Raw genomic sequence first — 15,565 nt, forward strand, 5'->3', positions numbered from 1 at the left:
GCCCGGGCCCTCGGCGGCTTCGGCCTTGAGCTGCTCCTGCTGCCTGGTGGTTTTTACTGTGGCCAGATCGACGGGACGGTCTGGTCGGTGCGCCGTTGGCGATGCGGGCCTGACAGGCGCCGCCGATCAAAGGAACATAACCTCGCCACACCCGACCTTGTGCGCCGGAGCCGTCCTACCCCTTGCCCTTCGCCGCATTGCGCTTGCGCGTCGCTGCCGCCTTCTTCGCCGAGGCCGAGCGCGCCGCCGCCGGCCGCGCGGCCGAGGCGGCGCCGCCCTTCCTGCCGCCGCGCCGCGCCGAGACGGTCGTGTCCGGCTTGCCGCGGCCGGAGCCGCTCTGGTTGCCGCCGCCGGTCTGCTTGTTCACGGTTGCCCAGGCGCGGCGCTCGGCCTCCTCCTCAGGGACGCCGCGTTTCTCGTAGCCTTCCTCGATATGCTCGGCCTGGCGCTTCTGCTTGCCCGTATAGGCCGACTTGTCGCCGCGTGGCATGGTCGCCTCCAACTCCCTCGCCGGCCACAACGGTGGCGCCGCATCCGGGTTCGGGCGGGCAGGAGGGCGAATTGGCAGGCGTCAGACCGGCAGCGTCGCCACCGCCTCCAGCCCCGCCCCGCCCGCCGCGCGGTTGCGCAGCACCACATCGCCGCCATGCGCGCGCAGGATGTTCCGGGCGATCGGCAGGCCGAGCCCGGCGCCGCCGGTCTCGCGGTTGCGGCTGGCCTCCAACCGGCGGAAGGGCTGGAACACCGCCTCCAGCTCGGAATCCGGGATGCCCGGCCCGTCATCCTCCACCACCAGGCGCAGCGGTTGTCGTGGCGCCGCAGGGGGCGAGAGGGTCAGCCGCGCCGCGCCGCCATAGGCCAGCGCATTGCCGACCAGGTTGGCCAGCGCCCGCTTCATCGCCACCGGCCGCACCGGCACCACCAGCCGCTCCGGCCCGGCATAGGCGATGTTGGCGGCGGCTTCCGGCCGCGCATCCGCCGCCTCGTCCAGCACGGTGCGGCAGAGCGCGGCGAGGTCGAGCGGCACGGTGGCCTCGGCCGCCGCGTCGTCGCGGGCGAAGGCAAGGGTGGCGGCGATCATCGCCTCCATCTCGTCGAGGTCGCGCAGCATCTTCCCGCGCTGCTCGTCATCCTCCATGAACTCGGCGCGCAGCCTGAGGCGGGTGATCGGCGTGCGCAGGTCATGGCCGATCGCCGCCAGCATCTGGGTGCGGTCGCCGACGAAGCGGCGGATGCGCCCGGCCATGGTGTTGAAGGCATGCGCGGCGGTCGCGACCTCGGCCGGGCCGCGTTCCGGCAAAGGCGGCGCGTTCACGTCGCGGCCGAGCCGGTCCGCCGCCTCGGCCAGCGCCCGCACCGGCAGGGTCAGCCGCCGCACCGCCCAGAGGGTCAGCGCGGCGGCGGCCGCGGTCATCACCAGGAAGGCGATCAGGAAGGTGGGCGAATGCCAAGGCCGTGGCGCCGGCACCTCCACCCGGAGATTGAGCCATGGCCCATCCGGCAGCCGCAGCGAGGCCATGAAGTGGCCGGGGCCGCCGAGCCTGGCGAAACGCGCCTCGCGTGGCCGAAGCCGGGGCGGCCCGCCGCCGGCCAGTTGCTCCATGCGGTAGCGCCGCAGCGCCGGCAGCGGCGGCGGCGGCGCATCGGCGGGCACCAGGGGCTGGTCATCGAGGCTGGCCGAGACCCCGGCGGGCAGGTCCACATCCGCCAGCAGCGCCGCGCGGCGTTCGGGCGCGGCCAGCACCAGGCTGCGCCAGAGGCCGAAGGTGCGGGCCGAGATCTCGCGCCCCTGGGCGAAGCGCTGCAGGTCCACCCGGTCCAGCGCATGGATCAGCAGCCCCGCCCCCTGCACCAAGGTCAGGCCGAGCAGCAGCACCAGCGCGGTGCGGCCCGCCAGGCTTTGCGGCCAGAGGCGGCGCAGCACGCCCATGCTCAGGCCCGGTCGATCGTCGCGGCCAGCACATAGCCGCCGCCGCGCACGGTCTTGATGAGGCTGGGGTTGCGCCCGTCATCCTCCAGCTTGCGCCGCAGCCGGGAGACGGCAACATCGATCGCCCGGTCGAAGGGCCCGGCCTGGCGGCCGCGCAGCAGGTCCATCAGCATGTCGCGGGTCAGCACCCGGTTGGGGCGCTCCACCAGCACTTGCAGCAATTCGTATTCGCCCCCGGTCAGCGGTACCTCGGCGCCATCGGGGTTGAGCAGGCGGCGGCGGCCGGGCTCCAGGGTCCAGCCGGCGAAGCGCACGGATTTGGCCGGCGGCTCCTTGGCGGCGCCGGCCTCGCCGGAGGCACGGCGCAGCACGGCGCGGATGCGGGCCACCAGCTCGCGCGGGTTGAAGGGCTTGGCCACGTAGTCGTCGGCGCCGAGTTCCAGGCCGACGATGCGGTCCGTCTCCTCGCTCATCGCCGTCAGCATGACGATCGGCACACCACCATCCCCTGGCCCCTGGCTGCGCAGCCAGCGGGCGAGATCGAGCCCGGGCTCGCCGGGCAGCATCAGGTCCAGCACCACCAGGTGGTAGCGGCCGAGCGGCCAGAGCCTGCGCGCTTCCCGCGCATCCCGGGCCGCGGTCACGCGCATGCCCTGGCGTTCCAGGAATTTGGCGAGGAGGTCGCGGATCTCGCGGTCGTCGTCCACGACCAGGATATGCGGCTGCGGTTCCATGATGCCCCTGATATAGCGCGGCGCATGGCTTTGGCGGGGCAGGATGTTTCGCTTCGTTGCCCGGCCCGCGCCCGTTGCATTCCGTTGCAATTCGCCACATGCCGGGGCTTCCGGCGGCAACAGGGCGGGGCCAGTTGCGGGGTGGCGCGCGGCGATCTCCCGGTCCCCCTCCGGGTGCCGATGCGCTAAAGGCGGCGGGGATGGCCCCCCCTCTCCTCCTCCGCTACCCCGCCGCCCCCCCCTTGCCCCCCGGCCCTCCCCCCCTGGGCCCGTGACGGGCTGGAGGCGCTGGTCGCCGCCGACCCGCGCCTTGCGCCGATCGAGGCCGCCGCCGGGCCCTTGCCCTGGCGGGTCCGCCAGCCCGGCTTCCCCGGCCTGCTGCGCGCCATCTGCGGCCAGCAGATCAGCAACCAGGCGGCCGGCGCCATCTGGCGGCGCCTCAGCGCCCTGCCCGGCGCGCTGGAACCGGCAGGGCTGCTGGCGCTGGACGATGCGGCACTCTGCGGCACCGCCGGGCTGTCGCGGCCCAAGGCGGCGCATGCGCGCTCCCTCGCCGCCGCCTGCCTGGAGGGGCGGCTCGATTTCGCGGCGCTGGCGGGGATGGAGGATGCGGCGGCGGTGGCGCATATCGCCGCGGTGAAGGGCCTCGGCCCCTGGACCGCGGCGGTGCACCTGCTGTTTGCGGAGCAGCGGCCGGATGTCTTCCCGGCGGGCGACCTGGCGCTGGCGGCGAGCGCCGCGCATCTGCTCGGCCTGCCGGCACGGCCGGGGCCGAAGCCGCTGGCGGAGCTGGCGCTGGCATGGCGGCCCTGGCGCTCGCTGGCGGCGCGGCTGCTCTGGCACCACTGGCGCTTCGTCACCGGCCGGCCGGCGGTGGAGGATGCGCCGGAACCAGTGCCGTGAATGGCTAGCTCAGGGTGCCGGCAGGATCGCTTCCACCGGCCAGGGGATGGATTCCCCCTCCACCAGGAATTCCACCTCGCCCTCATCCTCCCCGTCCCAGGCCCGGGCGAGGGCCAGGGCGATCACCGAGAGCCAGCCGGAGGCGCCGAGCGCGGCGCTGACATGAGCCTGCACCGTGCCGCGCTCGTCATGCAGGCGCAGCACATGCCCGGTCCAGATCCGCTCGCCGAGGCATCCCTCGACCTCCGCCGTCTCCGGCGTCAGGATGCGGAGAAGCTCGCGCACCCGGCCATCGGTGCGGATCAGCCGGGCGATCCGCCAGGGTTCCTCATCGGTATTGTAGGCGGAGAATTCGGGCTCGATCGGGACCATGGACGTGTCTTTCGTATCAGGCGCGGCCGGGTGCCGAGGGCGTTGCCGCGCCGGAGCCATCCTGCCCAGGGCCGCCTTGCGCCAACTGATCGAATTCGGCCATTCCGTCACATCCCAGCGCGATGATGGAGTGTGCCGTCAGGTCGGTTCGCACGCAAAGGATGTTTTGTCACAAAGGTTAATCTACTGACTGGTGATGCGCCCCTGGCGATCAAGTTCTGGTCAGAACCCCGCCGCGACGGCAGGCTGCGCCCTCGCGACCGGGGCAGGAGGGCATGGATGGGGCTGGCGGCAGGGGCCGTGCTGCTGGGCTGGATGGTGCTGGCGCTGCTGGCGACCCTGGCCCCGGCGCTCTATCTGCGGCTGCTGCGGCGGCCGCAGCCGCAACCGGCGGCCTGGCCGCCGATCCTGGTCCTGGTGCCGGTGCGCGGCGCGGCGCCGCTGCTCCCGGAATTCCTGGCGGCGCTGGCGGCGCAGGACCACCCGGCCTGGCGCGTGGCCTTCGCGGTGGAATCCGCCGCCGACCCGGCCTTCGCGCCGCTCGCCCGCTTCGCCGCCGCGCGGCCGGGCCAGGCTTCGGTGGTGCTGGCGGGGGCGGCGGCGCGGCGCGGCCAGAAGGTCCATAACCTGCTCGCTGCGCTGGCGGCGCTGCGGCCGGAGGATGCGGCGCTGGTGACGCTGGATGCCGACATGGTGCCGCCGCCCGGCCTGCTCACCCAGTTGGTGCGGCCGCTGCTGACCGGCCAGGGCGACATCGCCACCGGCTATCGCTGGACCCTGCCGGGCGGCCCGGGCATCGCGGCCGCCCTGCTGGCGCTGATCGACATGGGCATCGCCACCCTGCCGCGCTGCGCCCGCTGCAACCTGTGCTGGGGCGGTGCCACGGCGATCAGCCGGGCGGCGCTGGCCCGGCTGGACCTGCCGCGCCTCTGGGACCGGGCAATCTCCGACGACCTGGCGCTGAGCCTTGGCGCCCGCGCGGCGGGCCTGCGGATCTATGCGCCGCTGACGGTGCGGCCGCCGGGGCCGGTCGCGCCCGGCCTGCGCGCGGCCCTGGGTTTCGGCCGCCGCCAGTACCGCCTGGTGCGGCTGCATGCGCCGGGTGTCTGGGCGCTGGCCGGGCTGTTCCTCGTCCTGCCGGCGGCGGGTGGCGCGGTGGCCCTGGCGGCGGTGGCCACGGGCAGCGGGGCGGCGCTGGCCTGGCTCGGCGCCGCGCTGCTGCTGCAGCGCCTGCGCGCCGGGCTCCGGGCCGCGATCGCGCGGGAGGTGCTGCCGCCGGGGGCCGCCGCGCTCGCCGCGCGCACGCTGCGGCGCGGGCTCTGGCTGGGGCCGGCGGCGCATGGCCTGCACCTGCTGGCCTGGCTGGCCAGCAGCTTCGGCGCCGAACTGGCCTGGGCCGGGCGCCGCTACCGACTGGCGGCGAATGGCTCGGTGCGGGCGGTGCTGCGGCAGGGATAGTGGTGGGGCGGCTTGCAGCTTGCCGGCCGATCAAGTGGCTCAGGCCCGCCCGGCCACCGGCAGCCGGTCCAGTTCCTCTGGCGCGAGGGCCCGCAGGAAGCTCTCGCCCCAACCTTCGGGCGAGGCGCCGGCGATCGCGCCCCAGGCCACCTGCCAGCGCGCCTGGCGCTCGGCCAGCGGCATGTCGAGCGCCTGCGCCAGCGCTTCCGCCATGCTCTCCGCATCATGCGGATTGACCAGCAGGGCGGAGCCGAGCTGCGCCGCCGCGCCGGCGAAGCGGGAGAGCACCAGCACCCCCGGGTCCGCCGGGTCCTGCGCCGCGATGTATTCCTTGGCAACCAGGTTCATGCCGTCGCGCAGCGGGGTCACCACGCCGACCCGCGCCTGCCGCATGAAGCCCGCCAGGGTCTCGCGCGGCTGCGGCCGGGCGAGCAGGCGCAGCGGCAGCCAGTCCGGCTCGCCGAATTCGCTGTTGATGGCGCCGGCCGCGGTATCCAACTCCTCGCGCAGGCGGCGATAGACCGCCACATCCTCGCGCGAGGGGGCGGCGATCTGCAGCAGGGCCAGGCTGCGGGCGGGGCGGCGTGCCACCAGGCGGCGGAAGGCATCCAGCCGCTCCGGCAGGCCCTTGGTCGGGTCCAGCCGGTCGACGCCAAGCAGCAGCGCCTGGCCGCCGAGCGAGCGTTCCAGCAGCCGCGCCGGCTCCGCCCGCGCCTCGGCGGCGGCGGTGGCGGCGAATTCCTGCGCCGCGATCTCCGCCGGGAAGACGCCGAGGCGGATCTCGCGGCCGCCCGCCTCGATCACCGCATCCCCAGTGCGCCGGGCATCGGTGAAGCCGGTGGCGGCGGCGGCGAAATTGTCGCGGTCCGCGGTGGTCTGGAAACCGAGCAGGTCGGTCGTCAGCAGATCCTGCACCAAGCCCCGGATGCCGGGCGCCACCGAGGCTGCCTCGGGCCCCGGGAAGGGCACATGCAGGAAGAAGCCGGTGGGGTTGCCGACGCCACGCGCCCGGAGCGCGGCCGGGAAGGACATCAGGTGGTAGTCATGCACCCAGATCAGGTCGTCCCGCCGCAGCAGCGGCACCAGGTTGTCGGCGAAGCGCCGGTTCACCCGCCGGTAGGTGTCGAGATCCTGGCGGCGGAAGGACATCAGGTGCGGCAGGCTGTGCAGCATCGGCCAGAGCACGCCATTGGAATAGCCGGTGTAGTAGCCGCCATGCTCCGCCTCGGTGAGATCGAGCGTGGCATAGCCGACGGCACCGCGCTGCACGAAACCGGGCGCGCCGACCCGCTCCGTCACCGCGCCGCTCCAGCCGAACCACAAGCCGCCACGGCTCTCCATCAGCCCCAGCAGGGCCACCGCCAATCCGCCGGCATGGCCGGCATTGCCCGCCGGCACCGGCACCCGATTGGAGACGACGACGATCCGGCTCATCCCACCTCCAGCAACGCGACCGGCAGCCGGGCGAGCAGGCGTCCCACGGGCAGCCGATCGCCGGGGGCAGCCAAGTTTGTCCCGGTCAGCGCCTCGCGCCAGGTGCGTGCGCCATCAAAATGCGGCAGCGCGAGTTCGGTTCCCTCCCATTCCGCCTGCGGGACAAGCGGCAGGGCGGCATCGCCTAGCAGGGCGGCGGGCAGGCGCGTCACCACCGCGACCACGGCACGGCCGCGATGGGTGCGGGCGAAGGCCAGAAGATGCCCGGCGCGCGGCCCCTCCGACACCAGCGGCTGGTAGTCGCCGGCAGCGAAGAGCGCCGGATGCGCCGCCCTGAGCGCCAGGGCGCGGGCCAGCACCGCCTGCTTCACCCGCCCGTCCTGCCACTGCGGCAGCAGCTCCGCGGGCGAGGTGCCGGCCTCCAGCGCCGCCTGGCGCGCCGCCCAATCCACCGGGCGGCGGTTGTCGGGATCGACCAGGCTGAAATCCCAGAACTCGGTGCCCTGGTAGAGGTCCGGCACGCCCGGCGCGGCGCAGCGCAGCACGAGTTGCGCCAAGCCGTTCACCGCGCCCGCGGGGGCGATCCGGGCGGCGAAGGCGGCGATCTCGTCCCGCATGTGGCTGGCCCGCTCGGGCGCCATCATGGCGAAGAGGAAGTCGCGGCAGGCGGCCTCGTATTCGGCATTGGGCACCGCCCATTCGGTGCGGCGCTTGGCCTCGCGCAGCGCCTTCTCCCTGCCAGGCGGCCACCCGTTCCAGGAAGCCGCCCACCCCCGCCTCGTCGCCGGGGTCGAGGCCGAGCGGCCAGGCACCGACCAGGGTCTGGTAGAGCATGATCTGGGCGCTCATGCCGGGCGCCGGGCCGCCCTCCAGCTCCCGCCGCAGCGGGGCGTTCAACCGGGTCCAGCGCGCCACCGCCGCTGCCCATTCGGGCGCGATCTCGGAAAGCACGGCCAGGCGCGCGCGGGTATCCTCGCCGCGCTTGTGGTCATGCGTCGCGGTGGCCAGCAGGGCGCGCGGGAATTGCTTCGCCCGGGCCCGGGCGGTGGCGTGGAAGCCGGCCGGCGTCACGGTGAAGTGCCCGGGGTCGGAGCCCACCTCGTTCCGCGACAGCAGCCGGCCGTAGCGGTAGAAGGCGGTGTCCTCCACGCTCTTCGCCGCGACCGGCGCCGAGAGCTGCTGGAAGCGCACCGCGGCGGTCAGCCTTTCGCGCCGCTGCGCCGGCGGCAGGCTGCGCGGCGCCTCGCCGCCGAGCCAGGCATCCAGCAATTCGAGCAGCGGGCGTTCGGTGGCGCGCACGGTGCGGCGCGCCCCGGCCAGCGCCCAGGCCAGGATGCGCTTGTCCTCCGCCACCCGGCCGCCGGGCGTGATGTAGAGGCGATAGACCGGGAAATGCACCAGCACCTCCGCCAGCGCGCGGCGCAGCGCGGTGAGGGTGAAGTCGCGGGTGGCGAGGTCGCGCGCCGCGACGCGCTTCAGCGCGGCGGCGGTGCCATGCAATTCGCTAGCCAGGTTGTCGCGCAGGATCTGCCGCCGGGCCTCGCGCGCCTCGGTCTCGAACAGGGCGGGGCGCCCGGTGGTCCCGGTCCAGAGATCGGTGAGCGGCGCCTCGCCGGCCGGGTCGTGCAGCACGCCGGAGGCTTCGTCCATGAAGTCGTAGCCGGTGGTGCCGTCCACCAGCCAATCCGTGCGCAGCGCCTCGAAGGGCGCCAGGATCTTCTCCACCCAGATCAGCGGCTGCTGCTCCGGGCGCACCGCCTGCATCCGGCGGTGCAGCTTGCGGCAATAGCCGCGCGGATCGGCCAGCCCATCCACATGGTCGATGCGCACGCCGTCGATGCTGCCCTCGGCATAGAGGCGCAGCACCAGCTCATGCGTGGCGTCGAAGACCTCCGGCAATTCGGCGCGCAGCCCGGCCAGCGAAGTGATGTCGAAGAAGCGGCGCCAGTTGATCTCGTCCGCCGCGGCGCGCCACCAGGCCAGGCGGTAGTGCTGGCGCTCCAGCAGCCGGTGCAGCCGGTCCCTGCCCGCCTCCGTCGCCGGGTCGAATGCGGCGAGCGCGGCCTCCAGCATGGCGCCGCCCTCCGGCCTGGTGGCGAGGGCGGCGAGCGCGGCATGCGCCCGCGCCGCCTCCGCCCGCGCCTCGCCGCGGTCGCGCTGGCGCAGCCCGATGCGGCCGAAGGCCTGGGCCAGCGGTTCCAATGCCGGATCCCCGGCGGCGACCAGCACATGGTGGTAGTGCTGCGGCGCGATCGGGAAGCGGTGCTCGAAATACCAGGCATCGAGCCGGCCGGTCGCCGCCTCGAAGCGCAGCCGGAGGTCGCCGGAGGCCAGCACCTCGCCATAGGGCGCGCCGAGGAAGGGTGCCAGCAGCCGGTTCTGCAGGGTGCGGTCCGGCGGCTCCCAGTCGATGTCGAAGAAGGGCGCATAGGGGCTCTGCCGCCCCCATTCCAGCACGTCCAGCCACCAGGCATTGTCGCTGCCGCCGACGCCCATGTGGTTCGGCACGATATCCAGGATGAGGCCCATCCCCGCCGCCCGCAGCGCCGCGGTGAGCCGCCCCAGCGCCGCCTCGCCGCCAAGCTCCGGGTTGATCCGCCCGTGGTCCACGATGTCGTAGCCATGGGTGGAGCCGGGCCGCGCCTTCAGGATCGGCGAGGCATAGAGATGGCTGATGCCGAGTCGCGCCAGGTAGGGCACCAGCGGCACCGCATCATCCAGGGTGAAGCCCGCGTGGAATTGCAGGCGCGCGGTGGCCCGCAGCGGGGCGGCTTGCGGGACCGCCAAGGCCTCAGCTCCCACCGCGCGGGCGGGCCAGCGCGAAGACCTCCAGCCGGCGCGCCACCGCCTCCTCCTCCAGCAGCGCCGCCGCCTCGCCCGGCAGGCGCCGCCGCCAGTTCGGATGGCCTTCCACGGTGCCGGGCAGGTTCGGCTGTTCGGTGAGGGCCAGCGCGTCCTCCATCGGCAGGATCGCCAGCCGGCAGGCGGTGCCGCCGACATGCGCGAGCGCGGCGTCGAGCACGGGGTCGGTGGCCTCGGCGCCCGGTTCGTCGCCGGTGGCGGCGCCGCTTTCCAGGAAGGCGGTCCAGAGCGCACCGCGTTCGGCCCGGCGGCGCTCGCGTTCCTGCGCCGCCTGGCCGGCCTCGGGAAAGAGCGAAAGCCGCTCGCGCCAGTCGATGTCGCGGCCGCGCCACCAGCCGAGCACGGTCGGCAGGTCATGCGTGGTGGTCATTGCCGCGGCGGCGCGGGACCAGTCGCGCGGCGGCCGGAAGCCGCCCTGCTTTGTCTGCTCGAACCAGAGCACGCGCATGCCGAGGATGCCGGCACCCTCCATCCGGTCATGGAAACCCTCCGGCAGGGTGCCGAGATCCTCGCCGATGACGATGGCGCGGTGGCGGTGCGATTCCAGCGCCAGCAGCCGCAGCAGGTCCTCCACGGGATAGCGGAGATAGGCGCCCTCCGCCGGCCCGGCGCCGCGCGGCACGACCCAGAGCCGCTGCAAGCCCATGGCATGGTCCACGCGCAACCCGCCGGCATGGCGGAAGGTGGCGCGCAGCAATTCCAGGAAGGCGCCGAATCCCTCGGCCCGCATCGCCAGCGGCGAGAAGGCGGTCAGCCCCCAATCCTGGCCGAGCGGCGAGAAGACATCCGGCGGCGCGCCCACGGAAACATCCGGCAGGATCTCCCGCTGCCGCGACCAGGCATGGCTGCCGCCGCCATCGGTGCCGACCGCGAGATCGGCGATCAGCCCGATCGGCATGCCGGCCTCGCAGGCCGCCCGCTGCGCCGCGCCGCGCGAGGCATCGGCAAGCCATTGGCAGAAGGCATGGAAGGCCACCTCGCGCGGGTTGTCGCGGGCGAAGCGCTGCACGCCGGGGGATTGCGGCGCATGCAGCTCCTCGGGCCAGTCGCGCCAGTGCCAGCGCGCCGGGTCCTCGGCCAGGAGATGCGCGTGCAGCGCCTCGAACCGCGCATGGTCCTCCAGCGCCGACCCGGCCTGGTTGCGGAACTCGACGAAGCCCGGATGGTTGGCGGCGAGGTCGAACAACCCGCGTAGCCGGTCGAGCTTGCGCCGTGTCGCCGCCGGCCAGTCGATCAGCTCCGCGTCCTCGGGCGCCGCCATCGGCGGCAGGGGGCCGAGCGCCGCCTCCGGGTCGGCATGCAGCACGTTCAGCAGGATGCGGCTGGAAGGCGCATAGGGGCCGTATTTGCCGGGGTCGGCGGCAAACAGCGCATGCGCCGGGCTGACCGCCAGCGCCGCCGCGCCGCGTCGCGCCGCCGCGCGCGCCAACTCCGCCACGCCGCCGAAATCGCCGATGCCGAGATCGCCCTCCCGTCGCAGCGAATAGATCTGCGCGGCCAGCGCCCAGGGCGCCGCGCCCTGGTGCAGCGCCGCGTCGGCATCCTCCAGGGTGAAGCAGCGCGGGGGCGCCGCCGCCACCACGGCATGGCCGGCATCGAGCGTCAGGCGGTGGTAGCCGGGCTGGCGGAGGGCCGGCAGCCGCGCCTCGCCGCCCCAGCCCCGTTCCAGCCGGCCCTCGATGGGATCGCCGCCCTCAAGCTCCAGCCGGAAGCGGTCGCCCGGCGCGGCGCCCGGCACCGCGGCGCCGTCCGGGCCGCAAGCGAGCGTCAGCAGCGGCGGCAACCGCGCCGCGAGCGCAGCCAGCGCGGCGCGCGCCTCGCCGGCATCGCCCTCCAGCCCGAGCGCGTCGAGCACGGCGCGCAGCGTCTCCGGCCCGACCGCCCGCTCCTCGCCATGCACGTCGCGCCAGGTGGTGGCGATGCCCGCGACTTCCGCCAGGTCCTGCAAGGCTGTGTCGGTCATCCCGGACCTTTCATCATCAGCCCGTCCGGGCCGGCGCCTGGTTGCGCCGGCTCGATCATGGCGACGCAGCAACGCGGCGGCAGCCTCCCGGTGCCCAGCGCGCCGGCGGCCCCGGCCATGCCCTCGAAGAGCACCTCCCCCGCCGCCGTGCAGGAGGCCGGCTGCGGGCCGAGGTTGCAGGCGATGGCCAGCACGCTGCCATCGCCGAGCCGCCAGCGCGCCAGCACCGCGGCCTCGCCCACCGCATGGGCGCTGATGGCGCGGGCGCCCGGCAGATGCGGCACGATCTGCGCCTGGCGCAGCGCCAGCAGGCGGCGATGCAGCGCCAGCACCTCCGCATGCGGTGGCCGTTCCGCCTCGGCGGGGTCGGGGATGGAGGCGCGGAAGCTGGCCTCGGCATTCGGGTCGGGGATGCGCTCGCGCGTCGCAGGGTCCTGGAAGGCGACGGACTTCGCGATTCGCGCCGCCTGCCATCGCGGACCAGCGGCGCGAGGTCCGGATTGTGGTCGGTGAAGAACAGGAAGGGCGCGCTGGCGCCCCATTCCTCGCCCATGAAGAGCAGCGGAATCTGCGGGCAGAGCAGCAGCAGCGCCGTGGCGGCCGCCAGCGCCCGCGGCTCCGCCAGCCGTGCCAGCCGCTCGCCGAAGGCGCGATTGCCGACCTGGTCGTGGTTCTGCAGGAAGAGCACGAAGGCGGTAGGCGGCAGGTGCGCCGAGGGCTCCCCGCGCGGTGCGCCGAGATGTGCCGAATGCTGGCCCTGGAACAGGAACCCCTGTTCCAGCACGGTGGCGAGCTTCTCGGCACCGTTCCCGGAGAAATCCTCGTAATAGCCCTCGCGCTCGCCGGTCAGCAGCGGGTGCAGGATGTTGTGGCCGTCATCGTTCCACTGCGCGTCGAAGCCGCCGGCCGGGCGCAGGTGGCGGGCGGCGTTGCGCTCGTTCTCCAGCACGAGATGGATCTGGCGGTCCGGGATCTCCCGGCGGAGGCGGGCCGCCAGCGCGTCCAGCCAACCGGCTTCCGCGATGGCATGGACGGCATCGAAGCGCAGCCCGTCCATGCGGTATTCGTTCAGCCAGTAGAGCGCGTTCTCCTCGAAATAGTCGCGTACCGCGGGCTCGCGGAAATCGATGGCGGCGCCCCAGGGGGTGTGCACGCCCTCGTCGAAGAAGCGCTTCGCATAGGCGTGCAGATAGGCGCCATCCGGGCCGAAATGGTTGTAGACGACATCGAGGAAGACCATCAGCCCCAGGCCATGCGCGGCATCCACCAGGGATTTCAGCTCGTCAGGCGTGCCATAGGCGCTATCCGGCGCATAGGGCAGCACGCCGTCATAGCCCCAGTTCCGCGCGCCCGGGAAATCGCCGATCGGCATCAGCTCGATCGCGGTGATCCCCAGTTCGCGGAGGCGCGGCAGCGCCGCCTGCACGCCGGCGAAGCCGCCCATGGTGCCGGCATGCACCTCATACAGCACCACCTCATGCCAGGGCCGGCCGCGCCACCCGGCATGGCGCCAGGCGAAGGCGCGGGGATCGACCACCACCGAGGCATCATGCACATCGCCCGCCTGCAGCCGCGAAGCCGGGTCCGGCACGGCAAGGTCCGGCGCGACGCGGAAGCGGTAGCGCGCCCCGGCGCCGGCCGGCGCCTCCAGCGCGAACCAGCCCTCCGCCTCCGCCTGCATCGGCAGCGGCTGCCCGCCCTCGACCTCCAGCAGCACGCCAGCGCTGTCCGGCGCCCAAAGGCGGAAGCGGGTGCGCCCAGGGGCCAGCAGCGTGGCGCCCCAGCGCGTTGGCTGGGCGAAGCGCGTCACGGCGGCAGGCGCGCCGTGAGCAGCGCCACGGCGCGGGGCGCCACCGGCACCGCCTCATCCGGCACCGGCCGCTCCTCCGCCTCCGGATGCGCGCTGCTGAGCACGAGCCGCCAGTCGAGGCGCGGCTGCGGCAGGGCGAAGGCATGGCCGGCGCCATCCGCGTTCAGCAGCAGCAAGATGACATCGACGCTGCCATCCGGCGCCACCGTCGCGCGGCGCATCGCCAGGGTGCGCGCCTCCGGCTCGTTCCAGGCATCGGGCGCCATGGCCTGGCCGTGCTGGTCGAACCAGGCGATGTCGTTCAGCCCCGGCCGCAGCTCCGTGCCGCCATGCAGGAAGACCGCCGGGCGCAACGGCGGCAGGCGGTGGCGGAGCGCGATCAGCCGGGCGGTGAAGCGGTTGAGCGCCTCCGCCTCCGGCGTTGCGGCGCGGGCCCAGTCGAACCAGCTGGTCTCGTTGTCCTGGCAATAGGCGTTGTTGTTGCCGCCCTGGGTGCGGCCCATCTCGTCGCCGCCGAGCAGCATCGGCGTGCCGGCGGAGGCAAACAGCGTGGCCAGCATGGCGCGCTTCACCGCGACGCGCGTGGCGTTGATCGCGCCGTCCTCGGTCTCGCCCTCCACGCCCCAGTTGCTGCTGTGGTTGTCGGAATGGCCGTCGCGGTTGTCCTCGCCATTCGCCTCATTGTGGCGCTGCTCATAGGTCACCAGGTCATGCAGCGTGAAGCCGTCATGCGAGGCGAGGAAGTTCACGCTGGCCCAGGGCCGCCGCCGCCGCCGGTCGAAGAGGTCGGCCGAGCCGGTCAGCCGCGCCGCGAGTTCCGCCCGCATGCCGGAATCGCCGCGCCAGAAGCGGCGCACGCCGTCGCGGTACTTGTCGTTCCACTCGGCGAAGCCCGGCGGGTGGTTGCCGACCTGGTAGCCACCGGGGCCGATGTCCCAGGGCTCGCTGATGAGCTTCACGCGCGACAGCACGGGGTCCTGCCGCACCGCGTCGAAGAAGCCGGAGCCCTGGTCGAAGCCCGTCCCCTCCCGCCCCAGGATGGTGCCGAGGTCGAAGCGGAACCCGTCGACATGGTATTCGCGCACCCAGTAGCGCAGGCTGTCCATGACCATCTGCAGCACCCGCGGATGCGAGATGTTCAGCGTGTTGCCGGTGCCGGTGTCGTTGATGTGGTAGCGCTCCTCCCCCGGCATCAGCCGGTAGTAGGAGGCGTTGTCGAGGCCGCGCCAGGAGAGCGTCGGCCCCATCTCGCTGCCTTCGCAGGTGTGGTTGTAGACGACATCCAGGATCACCTCGATGCCGGCGGCGTGCAGGCGGCGCACCGCCACCTTCACCTCGTTCCGCATCCAGGGCGCGACCAGGTAGCGCGGCTCGGGCGCGAAGAAGGCCAGGGTCGAATAGCCCCAGTAATTCCTGAGCCCCTTCGAAACCAGGAAGCGGTCCTGCAGGAAGGCCTGGACCGGCAGGAATTCGATCGCGGTGACGCCGAGCCGCTGGAGATGCTCGGCGATGCGCGGGTCCGCCAGCGCCGCGAAGGTGCCGCGCTCGCGCGGCGCGATGTCGTCCCGCCGCATGGTGAGGCCGCGCAGATGCGCCTCGTAGATCACCGTCCGGTCCCAGGGCACGCCGGGCGGCCGGTCGTCGCCCCAATTGAAGCTGTCGTCCACCACCACGGATTTCGGCATGGCGGGGGCGCTGTCGCGACGGTCGAAGGAGAGGTCGGCGCGGCCGGCGCCGACGCGGTAGCCGAAGAGCACATCCGCCCAGCGCACCTCGCCGGCCAATTGCCGCGCATAGGGGTCGAGCAGCAGCTTGTGCGGGTTGAAGCGGTGCCCGCGCCGCGGCTCATAGGGGCCGAAGGCGCGATAGCCGTAGAGCAGGCCGGGCTGCGCCTCCGGCAGGTAGCCGTGCCAGACCTCGTCGGTGCATTCGGGCAAGGACAGCCGCGCGATCTCGCGCCGGCCGGCGGGATCGAAGAGGCAGAGGTCGATGCGCTCGGCATTCGCGGAGAAGACCGCGAAATTCACGCCGAGCCCATCCCAGGTGGCCCCCAGCGGATCGGATCTGCCGGGCAGCAGGCGGTTCGGGATGGGTGGCAT

The 15,565-nt window shown here is 73.7% G+C and carries 11 protein-coding genes and 1 pseudogene; 2 read left to right on the forward strand and 10 right to left on the reverse strand.

The window, feature by feature from the left end; all coding sequences use genetic code 11:
• Positions 1–175 precede the first annotated feature (175 nt).
• The 3 genes from KSF81_RS23920 to KSF81_RS23930 all read right to left on the reverse strand — a co-directional run bounded on the left by KSF81_RS23920 (position 176) and on the right by KSF81_RS23930 (position 2,664).
• Complete coding sequence (locus tag KSF81_RS23920) at positions 176–490, reverse strand: plasmid stabilization protein (protein ID WP_217381094.1); 315 nt, start codon at positions 488–490, stop codon at positions 176–178.
• 81 nt (positions 491–571) lie between these two features.
• On the reverse strand, positions 572–1,930 hold the full coding sequence (locus tag KSF81_RS23925; RefSeq protein WP_217381095.1) for an ATP-binding protein: 1,359 nt from the start codon (positions 1,928–1,930) through the stop codon (positions 572–574).
• Positions 1,931–1,932: 2 nt separating this feature from the next.
• Complete coding sequence (locus tag KSF81_RS23930; RefSeq protein ID WP_217381096.1) at positions 1,933–2,664, reverse strand: response regulator; 732 nt, start codon at positions 2,662–2,664, stop codon at positions 1,933–1,935.
• Positions 2,665–3,003: 339 nt separating this feature from the next.
• Between KSF81_RS23930 and KSF81_RS23935 the strand changes: the two genes are divergently transcribed.
• Complete coding sequence (locus KSF81_RS23935) at positions 3,004–3,567, forward strand: DNA-3-methyladenine glycosylase (RefSeq protein ID WP_217381097.1); 564 nt, start codon at positions 3,004–3,006, stop codon at positions 3,565–3,567.
• A gap of 9 nt (positions 3,568–3,576) precedes the next feature.
• On the opposite strand, the gene KSF81_RS23940 is transcribed toward KSF81_RS23935, so the two are convergent.
• The gene (locus tag KSF81_RS23940; protein ID WP_217381098.1) at positions 3,577–3,939 is read right to left on the reverse strand and encodes a hypothetical protein; all 363 of its coding nucleotides are present in this window, start codon (positions 3,937–3,939) and stop codon (positions 3,577–3,579) included.
• Positions 3,940–4,218: 279 nt separating this feature from the next.
• Between KSF81_RS23940 and KSF81_RS23945 the strand changes: the two genes are divergently transcribed.
• Positions 4,219–5,397: a glycosyltransferase family 2 protein gene (locus tag KSF81_RS23945; protein WP_217381099.1), complete on the forward strand. Its 1,179-nt coding sequence runs from the start codon at positions 4,219–4,221 to the stop codon at positions 5,395–5,397.
• Between the two features lie 39 nt (positions 5,398–5,436).
• Here the strand turns inward: KSF81_RS23945 and KSF81_RS23950 are convergent, their stop codons facing one another.
• The 6 genes and pseudogenes from KSF81_RS23950 to glgX all read right to left on the reverse strand — a co-directional run bounded on the left by KSF81_RS23950 (position 5,437) and on the right by glgX (position 15,565).
• Positions 5,437–6,831, reverse strand: a complete 1,395-nt coding sequence (locus tag KSF81_RS23950) for a trehalose-6-phosphate synthase (protein ID WP_217381100.1) — start codon at positions 6,829–6,831, stop codon at positions 5,437–5,439.
• A 114-nt stretch (positions 6,832–6,945) separates the two neighbouring features.
• Positions 6,946–9,618, reverse strand: a complete 2,673-nt coding sequence (gene treY / locus KSF81_RS23955; protein WP_217381101.1) for a malto-oligosyltrehalose synthase — start codon at positions 9,616–9,618, stop codon at positions 6,946–6,948.
• A 4-nt stretch (positions 9,619–9,622) separates the two neighbouring features.
• Entirely contained in the window at positions 9,623–11,656 is a 2,034-nt protein-coding gene (gene malQ / locus KSF81_RS23960) for a 4-alpha-glucanotransferase (protein ID WP_217381102.1), read from the reverse strand.
• Positions 11,653–12,198 carry a DUF3459 domain-containing protein gene (locus tag KSF81_RS31670; RefSeq protein ID WP_309139746.1) on the reverse strand — a complete coding sequence of 182 codons (546 nt, stop codon included), beginning with the start codon at positions 12,196–12,198 and terminating at the stop codon, positions 11,653–11,655. The genes malQ and KSF81_RS31670 overlap by 4 nt, the downstream gene beginning before the upstream one ends.
• A pseudogene (gene treZ / locus KSF81_RS23965) lies at positions 12,171–13,466 on the reverse strand (malto-oligosyltrehalose trehalohydrolase); the annotation flags it as partial. The gene KSF81_RS31670 and the pseudogene treZ, both read right to left, overlap by 28 nt.
• Complete coding sequence (gene glgX / locus KSF81_RS23970; RefSeq protein ID WP_217381103.1) at positions 13,463–15,565, reverse strand: glycogen debranching protein GlgX; 2,103 nt, start codon at positions 15,563–15,565, stop codon at positions 13,463–13,465. The pseudogene treZ and the gene glgX, both read right to left, overlap by 4 nt.

Source organism: Siccirubricoccus sp. G192 (assembly GCF_019084075.1).
Classification (GTDB): Bacteria; Pseudomonadota; Alphaproteobacteria; order Acetobacterales; family Acetobacteraceae; genus G192.

Bases quoted from the DNA above. Each gene is read 5' to 3' on its own strand.
- KSF81_RS23940 (WP_217381098.1), bottom strand. From the start codon at position 3,939: ATGGTCCCGATCGAGCCCGAATTCTCCGCCTACAATACCGATGAGGAA.
- KSF81_RS23950 (WP_217381100.1), bottom strand. From the start codon at position 6,831: ATGAGCCGGATCGTCGTCGTCTCCAATCGGGTGCCGGTGCCGGCGGGC.
- KSF81_RS23930 (WP_217381096.1), bottom strand. From the start codon at position 2,664: ATGGAACCGCAGCCGCATATCCTGGTCGTGGACGACGACCGCGAGATC.
- KSF81_RS23925 (WP_217381095.1), bottom strand. From the start codon at position 1,930: ATGGGCGTGCTGCGCCGCCTCTGGCCGCAAAGCCTGGCGGGCCGCACC.
- KSF81_RS31670 (WP_309139746.1), bottom strand. From the start codon at position 12,198: ATGGGGCGCCAGCGCGCCCTTCCTGTTCTTCACCGACCACAATCCGGA.
- malQ (WP_217381102.1), bottom strand. From the start codon at position 11,656: ATGACCGACACAGCCTTGCAGGACCTGGCGGAAGTCGCGGGCATCGCC.
- KSF81_RS23920 (WP_217381094.1), bottom strand. From the start codon at position 490: ATGCCACGCGGCGACAAGTCGGCCTATACGGGCAAGCAGAAGCGCCAG.
- glgX (WP_217381103.1), bottom strand. From the start codon at position 15,565: ATGCCACCCATCCCGAACCGCCTGCTGCCCGGCAGATCCGATCCGCTG.
- KSF81_RS23945 (WP_217381099.1), top strand. From the start codon at position 4,219: ATGGGGCTGGCGGCAGGGGCCGTGCTGCTGGGCTGGATGGTGCTGGCG.